The 17,423-nt window shown below is 58.3% G+C and carries 19 protein-coding genes; 3 read left to right on the forward strand and 16 right to left on the reverse strand.

Annotation, left to right across the window (positions count from 1 at the left end; all coding sequences use genetic code 11):
• Positions 1-101 precede the first annotated feature (101 nt).
• Entirely contained in the window at positions 102-1,121 is a 1,020-nt protein-coding gene (sohB, locus tag OU997_RS17945) for a protease SohB (RefSeq protein WP_267807861.1), read from the forward strand.
• 24 nt (positions 1,122-1,145) lie between these two features.
• Positions 1,146-2,135, forward strand: coding sequence for a YhdH/YhfP family quinone oxidoreductase (locus OU997_RS17950; RefSeq protein ID WP_108488185.1), 990 nt, complete (start codon positions 1,146-1,148; stop codon positions 2,133-2,135).
• A 142-nt stretch (positions 2,136-2,277) separates the two neighbouring features.
• Here the strand turns inward: OU997_RS17950 and OU997_RS17955 are convergent, their stop codons facing one another.
• The 3 genes from OU997_RS17955 to fnr form a co-directional block, all read right to left on the reverse strand.
• Positions 2,278-3,105: a metal-dependent hydrolase gene (locus OU997_RS17955; protein ID WP_108488167.1), complete on the reverse strand. Its 828-nt coding sequence runs from the start codon at positions 3,103-3,105 to the stop codon at positions 2,278-2,280.
• 251 nt (positions 3,106-3,356) lie between these two features.
• Positions 3,357-3,905 (reverse strand): adenine phosphoribosyltransferase, encoded by a 549-nt coding sequence (locus OU997_RS17960; RefSeq protein WP_108488168.1) that lies wholly within the window; start codon positions 3,903-3,905, stop codon positions 3,357-3,359.
• A gap of 29 nt (positions 3,906-3,934) precedes the next feature.
• Positions 3,935-4,669 (reverse strand): fumarate/nitrate reduction transcriptional regulator Fnr, encoded by a 735-nt coding sequence (gene fnr / locus OU997_RS17965; RefSeq protein ID WP_108488169.1) that lies wholly within the window; start codon positions 4,667-4,669, stop codon positions 3,935-3,937.
• Between the two features lie 153 nt (positions 4,670-4,822).
• Here fnr and OU997_RS17970 point away from each other — a divergent pair, with 153 nt between their 5' ends.
• Entirely contained in the window at positions 4,823-5,293 is a 471-nt protein-coding gene (locus OU997_RS17970) for a hypothetical protein (RefSeq protein ID WP_267807862.1), read from the forward strand.
• 3 nt (positions 5,294-5,296) lie between these two features.
• On the opposite strand, the gene hemN is transcribed toward OU997_RS17970, so the two are convergent.
• The 13 genes from hemN to OU997_RS18035 all read right to left on the reverse strand — a co-directional run bounded on the left by hemN (position 5,297) and on the right by OU997_RS18035 (position 17,423).
• Positions 5,297-6,679, reverse strand: a complete 1,383-nt coding sequence (hemN, locus tag OU997_RS17975) for an oxygen-independent coproporphyrinogen III oxidase (protein ID WP_267807863.1) — start codon at positions 6,677-6,679, stop codon at positions 5,297-5,299.
• Between the two features lie 232 nt (positions 6,680-6,911).
• Positions 6,912-7,595, reverse strand: coding sequence for a sulfite exporter TauE/SafE family protein (locus OU997_RS17980; RefSeq protein WP_267807864.1), 684 nt, complete (start codon positions 7,593-7,595; stop codon positions 6,912-6,914).
• On the reverse strand, positions 7,588-7,806 hold the full coding sequence (gene ccoS / locus OU997_RS17985; protein WP_108488173.1) for a cbb3-type cytochrome oxidase assembly protein CcoS: 219 nt from the start codon (positions 7,804-7,806) through the stop codon (positions 7,588-7,590). Before ccoS ends, OU997_RS17980 begins: the two co-directional genes overlap by 8 nt.
• Positions 7,807-7,809: 3 nt before the next feature.
• On the reverse strand, positions 7,810-8,076 hold the full coding sequence (locus OU997_RS17990; RefSeq protein ID WP_108488174.1) for a hypothetical protein: 267 nt from the start codon (positions 8,074-8,076) through the stop codon (positions 7,810-7,812).
• Positions 8,077-8,189: 113 nt separating this feature from the next.
• Entirely contained in the window at positions 8,190-10,589 is a 2,400-nt protein-coding gene (locus OU997_RS17995; RefSeq protein ID WP_267807866.1) for a heavy metal translocating P-type ATPase, read from the reverse strand.
• A gap of 8 nt (positions 10,590-10,597) precedes the next feature.
• Positions 10,598-11,122 (reverse strand): FixH family protein, encoded by a 525-nt coding sequence (locus OU997_RS18000; protein WP_177479871.1) that lies wholly within the window; start codon positions 11,120-11,122, stop codon positions 10,598-10,600.
• Between the two features lie 12 nt (positions 11,123-11,134).
• The gene (ccoG, locus tag OU997_RS18005) at positions 11,135-12,547 is read right to left on the reverse strand and encodes a cytochrome c oxidase accessory protein CcoG (RefSeq protein ID WP_267807867.1); all 1,413 of its coding nucleotides are present in this window, start codon (positions 12,545-12,547) and stop codon (positions 11,135-11,137) included.
• Positions 12,548-12,684: 137 nt separating this feature from the next.
• The gene (gene ccoP, locus OU997_RS18010) at positions 12,685-13,674 is read right to left on the reverse strand and encodes a cytochrome-c oxidase, cbb3-type subunit III (protein ID WP_108488177.1); all 990 of its coding nucleotides are present in this window, start codon (positions 13,672-13,674) and stop codon (positions 12,685-12,687) included.
• On the reverse strand, positions 13,671-13,856 hold the full coding sequence (locus tag OU997_RS18015; protein WP_108488178.1) for a cbb3-type cytochrome oxidase subunit 3: 186 nt from the start codon (positions 13,854-13,856) through the stop codon (positions 13,671-13,673). Before OU997_RS18015 ends, ccoP (OU997_RS18010) begins: the two co-directional genes overlap by 4 nt.
• A gap of 6 nt (positions 13,857-13,862) precedes the next feature.
• Positions 13,863-14,471 carry a cytochrome-c oxidase, cbb3-type subunit II gene (ccoO, locus tag OU997_RS18020; protein ID WP_108488179.1) on the reverse strand — a complete coding sequence of 203 codons (609 nt, stop codon included), beginning with the start codon at positions 14,469-14,471 and terminating at the stop codon, positions 13,863-13,865.
• Complete coding sequence (gene ccoN / locus OU997_RS18025; protein WP_108488180.1) at positions 14,471-15,928, reverse strand: cytochrome-c oxidase, cbb3-type subunit I; 1,458 nt, start codon at positions 15,926-15,928, stop codon at positions 14,471-14,473. Before ccoN ends, ccoO begins: the two co-directional genes overlap by 1 nt.
• 374 nt (positions 15,929-16,302) lie before the next feature.
• The gene (gene ccoP / locus OU997_RS18030; protein ID WP_267807869.1) at positions 16,303-17,241 is read right to left on the reverse strand and encodes a cytochrome-c oxidase, cbb3-type subunit III; all 939 of its coding nucleotides are present in this window, start codon (positions 17,239-17,241) and stop codon (positions 16,303-16,305) included.
• Positions 17,238-17,423: a cbb3-type cytochrome oxidase subunit 3 gene (locus OU997_RS18035; protein WP_177479872.1), complete on the reverse strand. Its 186-nt coding sequence runs from the start codon at positions 17,421-17,423 to the stop codon at positions 17,238-17,240. Before OU997_RS18035 ends, ccoP (OU997_RS18030) begins: the two co-directional genes overlap by 4 nt.

Consider the following 17,423-nt stretch of genomic DNA (forward strand, 5'->3'; position numbering starts at 1 on the left):
AGGCCTTGGGTTGCTGGTCGATACTCAGTGGCCTAGGTATGCTTGCGGACAATCAGCGTTCGGGATAAATGGGCGTTGCCACTTGATTGAGAGGGAAATACGTGGAGTTTTTTGCAGAGTACATAAGCTTTCTGGCCAAGACGCTCACCTTGTTGGTAGCCATTGTAGTGGTGCTTCTCACCGTAGCGGCACTGCGCAGCAAGGGACGGCAGGGTAGTGGGCAGTTGCAGGTGCAAAAGCTCAATGATTTCTTTAAGCAACTACAGCAGCGTCTCGAGCATGCTGTGCTCGACAAGGATCAGCTGAAAGCACTAGCCAAAGCCGAAGCCAAGGCTGCCAAATTGGAAAGGAAAGCCGGGGGGCAAAAATCCCGTGTCTATGTGCTGGATTTTGACGGTGACATCAAAGCCTCGGCAACCGACAGCCTGCGTCACGAAATCACTGCTTTACTGTCTATGGCAACACCGCAGGATGAAGTCGTGCTGCGGCTGGAAAGCGGTGGCGGCATGGTTCACAGCTATGGGCTGGCATCCTCTCAACTTGCGCGTATTCGTCAGGCCGGCGTACCACTGACCGTTTGCATCGACAAAGTGGCAGCCAGCGGTGGATACATGATGGCGTGCATCGGCGAGAAAATTGTTTCAGCGCCCTTTGCCATTCTCGGCTCCATTGGTGTGGTGGCTCAACTGCCTAACGTGCACCGCTTGTTGAAGAAGCATGACATTGATTTTGAAGTACTTACCGCCGGTGAGTACAAACGTACCTTGACCGTATTCGGTGAGAACACCGAAAAGGGCCGAGAGAAGTTTCAGGAAGACCTGGAAACCACCCATGAGCTGTTTAAAGCCTTTGTTGCCCGTTACCGGCCTCAACTGGACATTGATCAAATTGCTACTGGCGAAGTCTGGCTAGGCCTGGCGGCTCTGGAGAAACAACTGGTTGATGAGTTGAAAACCAGTGACGAATACCTGGCGGAACGTGCCAAGAGTGCCGAGCTGTTTCATTTGCACTATGCCGAGAAGAAAACCCTGCAGGAGCGTGTTGGACTGGCGGGCAGCGTGGCGCTGGACCGTTTCGTTCTGAGTTGGCTGAGTCGCTTGAATCAGCAACGCTTCTGGTAAATGGTCGACACACAGAGGAAGAACATGAGTACGTTCAGTGCATTGCAAGCCCGTGAAAGTGCAGCGGGTGGTTTCGAAACGGTGATTGTGCAGCGCAATGTCAATGATTTGCCCGCTGGTGAGCTGCTGATTCGGGTCAAGTATTCCTCGCTTAACTATAAAGATGCGCTATCAGCCAGCGGCAATCGGGGCGTTAGCAAAGAGTACCCGCACACGCCAGGAATTGACGCCGCGGGCATAGTAGAAGCCTCTTCTGTGTCGGAGTTCAGTGTCGGTGATGAGGTGATCGTCACGGGCTATGATCTTGGGATGAACACGGCGGGTGGTTTTGCCCAGTACATCAGAATTCCTGCCAGTTGGGCTCTGAAACGTCCCCAAGGGCTTTCCATGCGTGAGGCTATGGTTTTGGGGACGGCAGGACTCACAGCGGCGCTGTGTGTGGAAAAGCTGGAGCAGGCCGGCTTGACGCCTTATGCAGGGCCAGTCTTGGTGACAGGCGCGACGGGCGGCGTCGGAAGTGTTGCGGTGGCATTGCTAACTACGCTGGGGTACCAGGTTGCAGCTTCTACCGGTAAAGCTGATCAAGCTGAATACCTCAAAGCACTGGGTGCGCAACAGATTGTTTCGCGTACTGAGTTGGAGGCGGGCGCTGGAAAGCCGATGCTCAAGCCGCAGTGGGCGGGTGCGGTTGATTGTGTCGGGGGCGATATTCTATTCAATGTGGTCAAATCATTGCGTTATGGGGCCAGTGTTGCTTGCTGCGGTTTGACGGCAGGCACAGCCTTTTCCGGCAGTGTGCTGCCTTTCATTCTACGTGGCGTCAACCTTTTGGGGGTTGATTCGGTTGAGTTGCCGTTGGTGGTCAAAGCGTCCATGTGGGACAAGTTGTCACTGCAATGGAAGCTGGATCTGGAGTCACTGGTAACAGAGGTGAGCCTTGAACAGTTACCGGAATCAATTGCGAATATTCTGGCGGGAAAACAGATTGGTCGTGTACTTGTCAATCTGCCTTGAGTGAGTTGCCTGCATAAGTGACAGGAGTGCTGCGCTTCTGTTGATGAGGCTGAAAAGTAAAAACCCGAGATCAATTCTGTTCTCGGGTTTTTTATCTTGAATACGGTCGCCAGTCAGACGTGCAGCCGCTGGCGAGCCGTATTTAATTGAAGCCCAAGCGTTGGCGCCAGCGTTGTTCCAAGGCCTTGCTATCGTGGTCGAATGGATGAAAGCCTGGACGGTAATAGTCCAGATAGGCCGGGATCAGCTTAGTCAGGAAACCATTACGCAGTCCGAACAAGGTTTTCAGACCCTTACCCCAGCTGCGCCAGTTGAACAGTTGCCCATCCTTGCGCAGCAGGTGCAGCTGGAACCAGGCAATCACGCCGAAGAAGATCACCGTGGAAATGGCCATCATGCCGACGCGGGTGAAGTAGCCGCCATAGACTTTCTGGTACACGTCGTAGCACACCGCCTTGTGTTCGTTCTCTTCAATGGCATGCCACATCCACAGCTGGTACAGCTTGGGATCGTTCATCTGGGTGGTCAGGTCTTCGCGTTGCAGCAGTTGTTCGGCCATCGTTGCGGTGAAGTGCTCAAGGGCGCAGGTGGCTGCCAGGCGCTGCTTCTTAGTGGTGATCTTGGTGACCCACTCCAGCAGCACCTTGATGCGTAGCTCTAGCCGCTCCAGGTCGATATTGTGCTCGGCGGCGTAGTCGTTATATGCCGCATGTTCTTTTGAGTGCATGGCTTCCTGGCCGATAAAGGCGCTGATGTCCTTCTTCAGCTGAGGTTCGGTCACTTGATCACGCACGGCACGCACGCTGTCGACGAAAAACTTCTCGCCATAGGGGAACAGCGAAGACAGGTTATTCATGAAGTGACTCATGAATGGGTCACCGGCAAACCAGAACTTCTGGCTTTCATCAAAACTGAAGTCCATGCGGCGCACAGGGAAGCTGGCGGGTGGGGTGCTGATCTTGGCTGTCATAAAGGCGACTCCTGGCATATTGGTCGCATGTGGCGACCGCTCTTGTTATTGGGCCCAGAGGACAGATCACACTGCCCGGGGCCGTCATTTATCATTAGCCGAGGCGATTTTCGGTGCGAGGTCATTCGTGGCCAGGGAGGGCGCAAATGGGCCAACTTATGGATAGTTGTCGGACACTTTGCCTTTGCGCATGCGGCGACCATCCAAATGCAAACGCCCGCAGAATGCGGGCGTTTGTCGAGAGCGTTCGGTTATTGGTCGTTGAGTGCGAAGCAGGTGAGGGCAAAGGTAGGGATGCCGCTGTCTTGCAACTTCTGAGAGCCGCCGAGCTCGGGCAAGTCAATGATTGCTGCAGCTTCGACGACGCTGGCACCCATGCGCCGTACGAGTTGTGCAGCTGCCAACAAGGTTCCGCCGGTGGCGATCAGATCATCGAAAATAAGTACTTTGTCGCCTTCACAGAGGCTATCGGTATGCACCTCGAGCTTGGCTTCGCCGTATTCAGTCTGATAACTCTCGCTGAGTACATCAGCGGGTAGCTTGCCTTGCTTGCGGAACAGTATCAGCGGCTTGTTCAGTTCATAGGCAATGATTGAACCAATCAGAAAACCGCGCGCATCCATGGCACCGATATGGCTGAAGTCAGCTTCGACATAGCGTTGAATAAAGCTGTCGGCCACCATGCGTAGGGCGCGTGGAGACTGAAAAAGCGGAGTGATGTCACGGAAGATAACCCCCGGCTTGGGGAAGTCCACCACCGGGCGAATTAGGGTCTTGATGCTGAACTCGTCAAAAATCATGGTCTTTCCGTCTTGCTTCACGCAATAAATCAGGTGTCCAGGTTACCGCCAGCCAGGGCACATAGTTCAATGGGGTCGAGTATGTGGACTTCTTTGCCTTCGGCTTCCAGCAGACCGTTTTGTTGAAAGCGTGTGAATACCCGCGACACAGTCTCGACTGCAAGGCCAAGGTAGTTACCGATCTCATTGCGCGACATGGCAAGGCGGAATTGATTAGCCGAAAAGCCGCGAGCACGGAAGCGTGCAGAAAGATTGACCAGAAAGGTCGCAATACGTTCGTCGGCGGTCTTTTTCGACAGTAACAGCATCATCTGCTGATCGTCACGGATCTCTCGACTCATGATGCGCATCAGCTGACGACGCAATTGCGGCAGCTGTACGGCGAGCTCATCCAGGCGCTCAAAGGGAATTTCACAGACTGAAGTGGTCTCCAGGGCCATAGCCGAAACGGGATAGAGTTCACTGTCCATTCCGGATAGACCAACCAGCTCGCTGGGCAAGTGGAAACCGGTAATTTGCTCATCACCCGCATCGCTCAGGCTGAAGGTTTTCAATGCGCCGGAACGTACCGCAAAGACCGAGCTGAAGGCATCGCCCTGACGGAACAGAAATTCGCCTTTTTTCAGGGGCCGACCGCGCTTGACGATTTCGTCGAGCGCGTCCATGTCTTCCAGATTTAAAGACAGCGGCAGGCACAAACTCGCCAGGCTGCAATCCTTGCAATGGGCTTGATGTGGGGTATGCAACTTGATGCTTTCGGACATCGTCAGTGTTCCTGAGCTGAGCAGACAATAGGCTCAAGGTTACAGCAGCCAGCGGGTGACAGCCAGTCACATGGCTTCTTGACCAAGTGTTCAAGTATGGCGCTGAACAGCCGATAGTTCAGGCGGTTAAGGGATCTGCAAGTGAGTAAGGTTATGCGCGTGGAATTGACATCGATGATTGGCCGCCTGGGGATGGCGGTTGAGTGCAAAAGCGCGACCGTCGAGGGCGTCGAGGGCGTCGAGGGCGTCGAGAAGGATGATCAGGCATTGCGCGATAGTCTGCGCGTCAGTTTGTCGGAGCTGGGCAAGGCCCGTTCCGCCGCCGCCCAGAAAAACCAAGATATCGATGACAGCAGCCTGCCGGATCTGATCAAGGACCTGCTCAAGCGAATTCGCGCGCTCAAGGAGCAGATCGAGGTCAAGAAAGAGGAGTTGAATGCGGTTATGAGTGACCAGAGCCTTGATCCCGAGGCCAAACGCTTGAAGATTGAAACCTTGCAGGGTGAACTGGCGTCGCTGCAGGGTGCCTTGAGCAGCGCCAATGCCACGCTGCTCAAGGTCTTGTCCAAGCTAGGCCTGACCGATCAGCAGATGCAGGAAGTGTCCAGCCTGCTGATGAAATAGGGACTAGATAACCCGCGAGAAACGCTGCTGGCTTTGTTCGCACAGGTAGCGATCAAACAGCATGCACAGCGACCTGACCAACAGTCGACCCGCCGGCTTGACATCGATGCCTTGGGCGCTCAAGTCAATCAGGCCGTCGCTGGCCATTTGCTGCAGTTGCGGCCAGACTTCTGCGAAGTAGCTGCGGAAATCGATGGCATAAGCCTGCTCGATATCAACAAAGCGCAACTGGAAATGGCAGATCAGCTGCTGAATCACCGCCCGCCGCAGACGGTCGTCGGCATCGCAATGCAAGCCGCGCACGGTGGCCAGTTCGCTATGGCTGAGGCTGTCCTGGTATTTACTCAGGTCGCTGTTGTTCTGGCAGTAAAGCTCGCCAATCTGGCTGATCGATGAAACCCCCAGGCCAATCAGGTCGCAATGACCGTGGGTGGTGTAGCCCTGGAAGTTGCGTTGCAGGCTGCCATCTTCCTGGGCGCTGGCCAACTCGTCGTCGGGCAGGGCGAAGTGATCCATGCCGATATAGCGGTAACCGGCGGCACTCAGTTGCTCGATGCTTGCCTGCAGCATGGCCAGCTTGTCGCCTGGGCTGGGCAGGTCGCTGGTGTTGATTCGCCGCTGCGGCATAAAGCGTTCCGGCAGGTGCGCGTAGTTGAACAGTGACAGGCGATCGGGCTGCAGGGCAATCACCTCGGCCACGGTGCGGGCGAAGCGTTCTGGCGTTTGCAGCGGCAGGCCGTAGATCAGATCGATGTTTACCGAGCGGAACTGCAGGGTGCGCGCGGCTTCCACGATGGCGCGGGTTTCCTCCAGAGTCTGCAAGCGGTTGACCGCGCGCTGTACGGCCGGGTCGAGGTCTTGCACGCCCAGGCTGACACGGTTGAAACCCAGCTCGCGGAGCAGGCCCATGGTCGACCAGTCGGCTTCGCGCGGGTCGATCTCGATGCTGTAGTCGCCGCTATCGTCATCCAGCAGATTGAAGTGCTGGCGCAGGTGGCCCATCAGGTGGCGCAGCTCATCGTGGCTGAGAAAAGTCGGCGTGCCGCCGCCGAAGTGCAGCTGCTCGACCCTCTGCTGCGGGTCGAGATGGCGACTGATGATCTCGATTTCACGTTCGAGTTTTTCCAGATAGGGCTGGGCGCGCCCGCGATCCTTGGTGATCACCTTGTTGCAGGCGCAGTAATAGCAGATGTGCGCGCAGAACGGGATGTGCACATACAGCGACAGCGGCCGCAGCGCTTTGCGGCTTTCGCGCAGGGCGTGCAGCAGGTCGAACTGGCTGATGCGCTCGTGGAACTGCACGGCGGTCGGATAGGAGGTGTAGCGCGGGCCGGCCTGGTCGTAGCGGCGGATCAGAGTGCTGTCCCACTGGATGAGGTTGAGCATGCGGGTATTCCCGGTTTGGCTTTCAATACCGGGCAGTCTATGAGCGCTGGGGCTGGGGTGTTTTGACCTGTATCAAGCGGCCTCTTATCGCTTGGCAGGCCGTTGGAAAACTACCTGCGTTGCTCCTGCAGCCTTCAAAACAGGCTCAAAATGCTCATTTAAAGCGCGTAACCTCCGTTTTTGCCTGTTTTTGCCTTGCGTTGGCGGCCTCGCCTTCGTTTTCAATGGTCTGCTAGTGGCCCATCAGCCAGTGCTGGTGCGGGCCGGGCAGAGTCCACAGACCGAACAGGATCACCAGAATGCCGCCAGCCATTCGTACGCCCTGTTTACGCAGCAGTGCGGTCAGGCGTTCGGCGGCCATGCCAGTGGCCAGTAGTACCGGCAGGGTGCCGAGGCCAAAAGCCAACATCAGGGCTGCGCTGTCGACTGCATTTCCTTGGCTGGCGGCCCACAGCAGGGTGCTGTAGACCAGCCCGCAGGGCAGCCAGCCCCATAAGCTGCCGAGTATCACCGCACGTGGCAGGCTGGTGACCGGCATAAAACGCCGGGTTAGCGGCTGGATATGCCGCCAGAGACCACGACCGAGGGCTTCTATACGGGTTAGGCCACTCCACCAGCCGGCAAGGTAGAGCCCCATGGCAATCAGCAGCAACGCTGCAATCACCCGTAGGCCCATAACCACGGGGCTATTGGCTACTGCCCAACCCGCCAGGCCAAGCAGCAGGCCGGCCAGGCTGTAGCTGAGAATGCGCCCCAGGTTATAGGCCAGCAGCAGTTGAACGCGTTGTGCGCGCTGCTCGGGTGGGATGGCCAGCGTCAGCGCGCCCATCAGGCCGCCGCACATGCCCAGGCAGTGTCCGCCGCCTAGCAGGCCGAGAATCAGTGCTGAAACCAGCAGCGGCAGCAGCTCAAGCACCGGGCTTGTCCTGCTCGGACTGAGGTTCGTCGAGTTGCTGCACCTGGTTTACGGCGGCAGTGTGTTTGGGGTCTTCGTCGTCAAACAGGATGCTGTGGGCCGGTCCGTCGAGGTCGTCGTACTGACCGCTGTCCACCGCCCAGAAGAACAGCCAGATAGCAAAGGCCACCAAAGCAATGGCAACCGGGATCAGGATATAGAGAGCGGGCATGGTTTAGTGGCTCCGGCGCAAGAGTTGCCGTAGATCAAGGCTGGTAACTGGAAAGAGTCTGTCAGGGCTGCGGCCGGTCAGCGCGACGAAGGCAAATAAGACATTAACGAAAAGCATGATCAGGGTGTCCGGCAGACTGTCAGTAAACAGGCTGCTGAGTGTGGTTTGCTGGCTGATCAGCGTGGCGGCAAAAGGGTAGGCCATAAACAGCTGCAGGCTGAGCAAAGCCACAGCCAGTAAGCGCAGCCACCATACAACCTTGCCAGTCATGTTGTTTCGCATAAGACCTCGCCGAGCGTGTCAGTGGACTGTTTGATAGGTGGAGGTCAATTTTTATTTCCACCATGGCGGCGCGGTGGTGGATCGGTGAAGCGTGATCCACCCTACGGGCGTGTTAGTCGCAAGGCATTCAATACCACCAGCAATGAACTGACTGACATGCCCAGCGCGGCCCAGATGGGCGTAATCCAACCGATAGCGGCGAAGGGCAGCACCAGGCCATTGTACAGGCTGGCCCAGGTGAGGTTCTCGATGATGATGCGACGGGTTCGTTGCGCCATGTGTAGCGCCTGCACCAGGCTGCTCAGGCGGTTGGACAGCAGCACGGCATCGGCGCTGGTTTTGGCCAGGTCGGTGGCGCTGCCCATGGCCACGCTGATGTCGGCGGCGGCCAATACCGGCACATCATTAACCCCGTCACCCAGCATCAGCACCCGGCGGCCCTGGCTGTGCAGCTGTTTCAGCACGTCCAGTTTGGCATCTGGGGTGAGGCCACCACGGGCGTCCATGATGCCCAGCTGGCGTGCCACTTCGCCGACCATGGGCGAGTTGTCACCGGACAGCAGCATGATTTGCCAACCTTTGGCCTTGGCCATGTCGATCAGTTGCGGGGCATCTTCGCGCAGGCGGTCATCCAGAACAAACCAGGCCAGCGGCCCTTGCTCATCGCCCAGCAGTAGCCATTGGCCGTGTTTACCTGCAATGGCTGGGGCGGTCTGGGTGCTGAGCGCGCAGACGAAATTGGCCTCGCCGATGCGCAGCAAGCGGCTGCCAACACGCCCCTGCAGGCCCAGTCCCGGATGGCTGTCGACTGCATCGGCAGCTTCTGGTGCCTGGCCGAAGGCGCGGGCAATTGGGTGCTCTGAGCGGTTTTCCAGCGCGGCGGCCAGGGCCAGGCAGGCATCGGCGTCTAGCTCGCGCAAAGGGTGGATAGCGCTGAGGGTCAGGCGGCCTTCGGTGAGGGTACCGGTCTTGTCCAGAACCAGGGTGTCGATCTGATTCAGGCCCTCCAGTACGTGGCCACGGGTCAGCAACATGCCCAGTTTGTGCAGTGAGCCAGTCGCCGCCGTGAGCGCCGTAGGCGTGGCCAAGGCCAGCGCGCAAGGGCAGGTGGCGACCAGCAGGGCTAAGACAATCCAGAATGCACGGGAAGGGTCGAGCTGCCACCAGGCCAGGCCGACGACGGCGGCCACCACCAGGACGATCAGCAGGAACCATTGCGCAACCTGGTCGGCCAGTACCGCCAGGCGCGGTTTGTCGCTCTGCGCGCGCTCCAGCAGGCGAACAATAGCCGACAGTCGCGTGGCATCGCCGAGGGCCTGCACTTCAATCTGCAGCGGCCCTTCGACATTCAGGGTGCCAGCAGTAACGGCATCGCCGACCTTGCGTGGCTGCGGCAGGTACTCACCGGTTAACAGGGATTCATCCACGCTCGACTGGCCCTGAACAATCCACCCGTCCGCAGGTAGCAGGGCGCCGGGTGGCACCAGCACCTGGTCACCAACGTGCAGCTCACTGAGCAGAATGCGCTGGCTCTGCCCGTCAGCAGTCAGGCGCAGGCAGGATGCTGGCAGCAGATTGACCAGCTGCGCGGTGGCAGCAGCCGTGCGTTCGCGGGCGCGGCGTTCCAGGTAGCGGCCAGCCAGGAGGAACAGGGCAAACATGCCCACCGCATCGAAATACAGCTCGCCCTGACCGGTCACTGTTGACCAGATACCGGCGATGTAGGCGCCACCAATCGCCAGGGATACCGAAACGTCCATGGTCAGATGGCGGGTGCGCAAGTCACGCAGCGCGCCACGGAAGAACTGGCCACAGCAGTAGAAGACAATCGGCGTGGTGAGAAACAGGCTGACCCAACGCAGGATCTTGTCCAGCTCGGGGCTGAGGTCGATGTTGAATTCCGGCCAGGTGGCCATGGTCGCCATCATCACCTGCATCCACAGCATGCCGGCTACACCGAGCTCACGCATGGCGCGGTGGTTCTCGCGGTGTAGCTGTTCAGCGGCGGCATCGGCCTGCCAGGGGTGGGCGGCGTAGCCGATCTTGCGCAGTGCCTTGAGCAGGCTGCTGAGCGGCAACTGACTGTCGGCCCAGCGCACTTGCAGGCGGTGATTGGACAGATTGAGGTGCGCCTCGCTGACGCCCGGCAGGGTGCGCAGGTGTTTTTCAATTAGCCAGCCACAGGCCGCGCAGCTGATGCCTTCGATCAGCAGGCAGGTTTCGCTGAGTTCACCGTCATGCTCAACAAAGGGTTGCTGCACATCGCTGCGGTCATACAGCGCCAGCTCATCCGGCAGCGCCTGGGGTAGGCTCTGCGGGTTGGCGGCGCTTTCGCTGCGGTGCTTGTAGTAGTGCTCCAGACCACCGCTGACAATGGCTTCGGCCACTGCCTGGCAACCCGGGCAGCACATCTCACGGGTTGCGCCCAGTACCTGAGCATGGAAACGGCTGCCGGCAGGAACTGGCAGACCACAGTGATAGCAGGGAGTTGGACTGGCCATCGGTGCGCTTATTGGGCATCCCCGAGGTTAATCGTCTGTCCGCTCTGCACGTTTTCCTCTTCGAACAGGCGCCAGTCCTTGCCGCCTTCCTGGCCGATCAGCTCGACAAACCGGCGGCCTTCAACCGCATCGATCATCTGCCCGCTGTAACTGCCATCGGCCTGCGGTTGCAGGATCACCCGGCGGTCGCGTTCCGGCTGGGTCGGCGAGATCAGATTGAGCACCAGCTGCTGCGGACGGCTATTGCCGTTCAGCTGCAGGGTAGCCGTGCCGTTGTCATCGTTGAGCTGCAGTGTGGCGTGCAGTTTGAGGCGAATGGCGTGGTTTTCCCGCTCCAGTGACTGGTTGATACCTTTGCCGACGTCGTAATAGTCATCGGAAATCAGCCCTGGCGGGTTCTTCGTGGCGATGGTCAACAGGGTCAGCCCCTGGACCACTGAGTAAGCCAGCAGGCCTATCAGGAACCAGGGCCAGAATTGCTTGTACCAGGGCTTGATGATGTCGGGGTTCTTTTCAGATATGGGTTCAGACATGGGCTTCTCTAGTCAGCGCACGCTGGGACCGATAAAACGGCTGGCAGCGTCGGTTTTGATACTGGGGTCATCCACCGAGTGCAGGTGGAAGGTGATTTCATTGGTGCTCGAAGGCAGGTTTGAAGGGTCGATGGACAGCTCGACAGGCAGCGACAGTACCTCGCCAGCAATTGCCCTGATCTCGCGCTTGCCTTCATACACCAGGCCATCAAGGCCATCGGCTTCGATCAGGTAAGTAACCTCGTGCTGGGCCTTGTTCATGATCTTCAGGGTGTAAACGTTCTCGATCCGGCCTTCTTCGTTCTCGCGGTAGAGCACGCGGTCCTTGAGCACGTCCAACTCTACCAGCGAGCGTTCGGCGATGGCCCAGGCGAAGACGCAGAACATGGCCAGCAGGGCGATGGCGTAGCCGATCAGGCGTGGGCGCACCAGGTGGGTCTTTTGTCCCGAAAGGTTGTGTTCGGTGGTGTAGCTGATCAGCCCTTTCGGGTAGTTCATCTTCTCCATGATGCTGTCGCAGGCGTCGATACAAGCCGCGCAGCCGATGCATTCGATCTGCAGACCGTCGCGGATGTCGATGCCTGTAGGGCAAACGTGCACGCACATTTTGCAGTCGATGCAGTCACCCAGGCCTTGGGCCTTGTAGTCGGCGTCCTTCTTGCGCGGGCCACGGGATTCGCCACGACGGGGGTCATAGGAGACGATCAGGGTGTCCTGGTCGAACATCACGCTTTGGAAACGTGCGTAAGGGCACATGTAGATGCACACCTGTTCGCGCAGGTATCCGGCGTTGCCATAGGTGGCAAGGGTGAAAAAACCGACCCAGAACAGCGCCCAGCCACTGGCCTCAAGGGTAAAAAGCTCCGGGATCAGTTCACGGATCGGGGTGAAGTAGCCAACGAAGGTGATCGCGGTGACCAGTGACACACTGACCCAGATGCCATGTTTGGCCAGCTTGCGCAGGAATTTCTGTGCGCTCATGGGCGTTTTGTCGAGTTTCATGCGCTGATTGCGATCACCTTCGGTGACCTTTTCTGCCCACATGAAGACCCAGGTGAATACGCTCTGTGGACAGGTGTAGCCGCACCAGACACGGCCAGCGAACACGGTGATAAAAAACAGGCCGAAGGCACAGATGATCAGCAAGGCCGAGAGCAGGACGAAATCCTGCGGCCAGTAAGTTGAACCGAAGATGTAGAACTTGCGCTCCGGCAGGTTCCACCAGACGGCCTGACGACCATTCCAGTTCAACCATACGGTGCCGAAGTACAACAGAAAGAGGGCTGCACCACCGAGCATGCGCAGGTTGCGGAAGAGGCCGGTGAAGGAGCGGGTGTAGATTTTTTCGCGGTTGGCGTACAGGTCGACAACTTCGACCTTGGCCGGGGCAGGGGTGACGTCTTTAACTGGAATCTGTGCGCTCATCAGTTCGTACCACGGCGGTTGATTGGCTGCTTCAACCGATACGTGCCGGCCGAAGTCATACGGGCTCTTGCGCTATGGTACGCCTGACGATTGCTCGGCAGGTGCGACCAGCGGTCGCGCCTGCCAGAGCCGGAGAATCACTTCTCGGTTTTACCTTGCGACAGGCTGTACACATAGGCCGCCAGCAGATGCACTTTATCGTTACCCAGGAAATCAGCCTGGGCTGGCATCTTGCCGTTACGGCCGTAGCGCAGAGTTTGTTGCACCTGGGCAAAGCTGGAGCCGTAGAGCCAGACTTTGTCGGTCAGGTTGGGGGCACCCATGGCCTGTTGGCCCTTGCCTTCAGCGCCATGACAGACTGCACAATTGGCGGCGAAGATGTCTTGACCTGCGGCAAGGTCAACTTCGATACCTTCCGGATTCTTCAAGCCAGACAGGCTGCGGATGTAGCCGGCAACGTTGCGGATGCCTTCTTCACCGATGCTGTCTTTCCACGCCGGCATGGCAGCTTGGCGGCCGGCCATGATGGTGGTCTTGATGGTTTCCGGTTCGCCACCGTACAGCCAGTCGTTGTCGGTCAGGTTGGGGAAGCCATAGGCACCCTTGGCGTCAGAACCGTGGCAGACCGAGCAGTTGGATGCAAACAGGCGACCGCCCATTTTCAGCGCTTGCTCGTCCTGGGCCACTTGTTCAATCGGCATGGCGGCGTATTTGGCAAAGATCGGACCGTACTGAGCGTCAGCCTTGGCCATCTCTTTTTCCCACTGGTGCACGCCAGTCCAGCCGCCATTGCGCTCGGCATCGCCGGCGATCTGTACGTTGGTAGCAAACGGCGTCTTGGCCTCGGTGTTGAGGTAGTCGTAGCCCGGCAGCAGGCCTTTCCAGTTACCCAGGCCCGGGTAGAGCGCCAGGTAGCCGAGGGCAAAGATGATGGTGCCGACAAACAGCATGAACCACCACTTGGGCAGCGGATTGTCGAACTCTTCGATACCGTCGAAGGAATGGCCGACAGTTTCTTCGGTGGTTTCTTCGCGCTGGCCCTTGCGGGTGCCGAAGACCAGCCAGGTCAGGGCAAAGATGGTGCCCAGAGACAGAATGGTTACGTACCAACTCCAGAACGTGGTCATTGGTTATTGCTCCTGGAAGATTGCTCGTCACGCTCGTTGGGTGTGGGATCGTCGGCGAATGGCAGGTTGGCGGCCTCGTCGAAGCTGTCTTTACGCTTGCTGCTGTAGGCCCAGAGCACCACGCCGATAAAGGCGATGAACACCACTGCTGTGCCTATGCCGCGAATAGTCCCGATATCCATCGCGCGTTACCGTTTGTTCTTGATGGAAGTGCCGAGAACCTGCAGGTACGCAACGAGGGCGTCCATTTCGGTTTTGCCTTTTACAGCCTCTTTTGCACCGGCGATGTCTTCATCGGTGTACGGGATGCCAAAACCACGCATGACTTCCATCTTCTTGGCGGTGTCCTTGCCGTCGAGTTTGTTCTCGACAAGCCATGGGTAGGCCGGCATCTTCGACTCCGGTACTACGTTGCGCGGGTTGTACAGGTGCGCACGCTGCCACTCATCCGAGTAACGACCGCCAACGCGAGCCAGGTCTGGACCGGTACGCTTGGAACCCCACAGAAACGGATGATCCCAGACGCTTTCACCGGCTACCGAGTAGTGGCCGTAGCGTTCGGTTTCAGCACGGAACGGACGAATCATCTGCGAGTGGCAGCCGACACAGCCGTTGGCGATGTACACATCGCGGCCTTCCAGTTGCAGCGCGGTGTAAGGTTTGAGGCCTTCCACCGGCTCGTTGGTAACGTCCTGGAAAAACAGCGGAACGATTTGAGTCAGGCCACCGATGCTGACAGCCAGAACCATCAGCAGCGCCATCAGGCCGATATTCTTCTCAATGATTTCGTGTTTCATCAGTGCGCGCTCCCTGCTGTGAGTTGGGCGGCAGGAATCTGTGCGGCTGCTTCGTATTCAGAAGCCTTGGCGGCACGCACGGTGCGGTAGGTGTTGTAAGCCATCAGCAGCATGCCGGCGACGAAGAAGGCGCCGCCAATCATGCGCACCACGTAACCCGGGTGGCTGGCTTCCAGCGCTTCAACGAAGGAGTAGGTGAGGGTGCCGTCTTCGTTGACTGCACGCCACATCAGGCCCTGGGTGATGCCGTTGACCCACATCGAGGCGATGTACAGCACGGTGCCGATAGTGGCCAGCCAGAAGTGTGCGTTGATCAGGCCAACGCTGTGCATCTGCGGGCGACCAAAGACTTTAGGCAGCAGGTGGTACAGGGCACCGATGGAGATCATCGCAACCCAACCGAGCGCGCCGGCGTGTACGTGGCCGATGGTCCAGTCGGTGTAGTGAGACAGAGCGTTGACGGTCTTGATCGCCATCATCGGACCTTCGAAGGTCGACATGCCATAGAACGCCAGCGATACCACCAGGAAGCGCAGGATTGGGTCGGTGCGTAGCTTATGCCAGGCGCCCGACAGGCTCATCATGCCGTTGATCATGCCGCCCCAGCTCGGAGCCAGCAGAATGACCGACATCGCCATACCGAGCGATTGAGCCCAGTCCGGCAGTGCGGTGTAGTGCAGGTGGTGCGGACCGGCCCAGATATACAGGGTGATCAGTGCCCAGAAGTGCACGATGGACAGGCGGTACGAGTAGATTGGACGCTCAGCTTGCTTGGGTACGAAGTAGTACATCATCCCCAGGAAACCGGTGGTCAGGAAGAAGCCCACGGCGTTGTGGCCATACCACCATTGGATCATCGCATCAGTTGCACCCGCGTACATGGAGTACGACTTGAACAGGCTGACCGGTACGGCAGCGCTGTTGACGATGTGCAGCATCGCAGTAACCAGGATGAAGGCACCGTAGAACCAGTTGCCCACATAAATGTGCTTGGTTTTACGCTTGACGATGGTGCCGAAGAACACCACGGCGTAGGTGATCCAGACGATACCCAGCAGGATATCGATTGGCCACTCAAGCTCAGCGTACTCCTTGGAACCGGTGAAGCCCATCGGCAGGGTGATCACCGCAGCAACGATCACTGCTTGCCAGCCCCAGAAGGTGAAAGCAGCCAGACCATCGGAAACCAGGCGCGTCTGACAGGTGCGCTGAACCACGTAGTAAGACGTGGCGAACAGGGCGCAACCGCCGAAGGCGAAGATTACCGCGTTGGTGTGTAGCGGACGCAGACGGCCGAAGCTCGTCCATTCCATGCCCAGGTTGAGTTCAGGCCACACGAGTTGTGCGGCGATGAAAACACCTAGAGCCATGCCAATGACTCCCCAAATCACCGTCATTACGGCGAATTGGCGAACCACTTTGTAGTTATAAGCAGTCTGACTGATTGCTGTGCTCATTATGGGTTCCACGGTTAATGGATTTTTTAGGGGCAAAAATCGGCGGCAAGTATGGAGAAAGCAGGTGTTCATTGCAACGACACAAGCCGGCGCGATAAGGCTTTCAGGGCTGTTGGCAAGCATGCATGGCCGCCTATGCAGGGCATTGCCGCAAGCAAAAAACGCCCAATGGCGTAGCGCGAAAGATGGGATCGCCTTGGAGTTATGACAGGTGGCGACTGTCGACAAGATTAGCTCAAGTCAAACGTCGCGCGTGCACTTGGTCGGAAGGGTGCGACCTTGGGTCGCATGGCTGGGACGACTGTCCAGCGCGGAGAGCGGGGTTTTATACTGACTGGCGAGGCAGGCTCGCCAGTCAGTTTGCTGCGGGCGACTTATTGAGGGGCGGCGTCCTGCTGCGATTTGCTCAGGCTCAGTACATAGGCCGCGAGCAAATGCACTTTGTCGTTGCCCAGGTATTGATCCTGTGCCGGCATCTGGCCGTTGCGGCCGTGACGGATGGTCTGTTGCAACTGCACCAGGCTGCTGCCGTAAATCCAGCCGGCAGGCTTGGTCAGGTCCGGGGCACCGAGCATGGCCATGCCAGTGCCTTGTGCGCCATGGCAAGCCTGGCAGTTGGCGGCAAAGATGGCTGCGCCTTTTTCCAGATCAAAGCTCTTGTCGGCAGGCAGTGGCAAACCGGCCAGATCCTTGCGCACATAGGCTGCTACCTGTTGTACGCCGTCTTCGCCAATTACGGCAGCCCAGGCCGGCATTGCTCCAGTGCGTCCATTGAGGATGGTGGTCTTGATCACATTAGCCTCACCGCCCCAGCGCCAGTGGCTGTCGGTCAGGTTGGGGAAGCCCACCGCTCCTTTGGCGTCAGAGCCGTGGCAGACCGCGCAGTAGGTGGCGAACATGCGACCGCCCATTTTCAGGGCTTGCTCGTCTTTGGCGACTTCTTCCAGTGGCATGGCCGCGTATTTGGCGAAAATTGGCCCATATAGCTCATCAGCCTTGTCGACTTCGCGCTGCCATTGCTTGACCTGAGTCCAGCCGCCTTCGTAACCCGGCAGCACGCCTTTCCAACTACCCAGGCCCGGATACAACACTAAGTAGCCAATCGAGAAGATCAGTGTGCCGAGAAACAGCATGAACCACCACTTGGGTAGCGGGTTGTCATACTCCTCAATGCCGTCGAAGGCATGCCCCATGGTCTGATCGGTGGGGCTCTTGTGAACTTCGCTCTTGCGGGTGGCGAAAATCAGCCAGAACAGCGCGATCAGGGTGCCGACAGTCAGCAGGGTGATGTACCAGCTCCAGAAAGTGCTCATGGGGTATTGCTCCTTGGTGCAGCCAGCTTGGGTTCATCGGCAAAGGGCAGCAGGGCGGCCTGATCGAAGGCTGCGCGACGTTTGCCGTTGTAAGCCCACAGGGTTACGCAGACAAACGACAGCAGAACCAATGCCGTACCGATGCCGCGCAGGGTGCCGGTATCAATAAATTCGAATGACAT

The organism is Pseudomonas sp. SL4(2022), assembly GCF_026625725.1.
In the GTDB taxonomy this organism is placed as follows: Bacteria; Pseudomonadota; Gammaproteobacteria; order Pseudomonadales; family Pseudomonadaceae; genus Aquipseudomonas.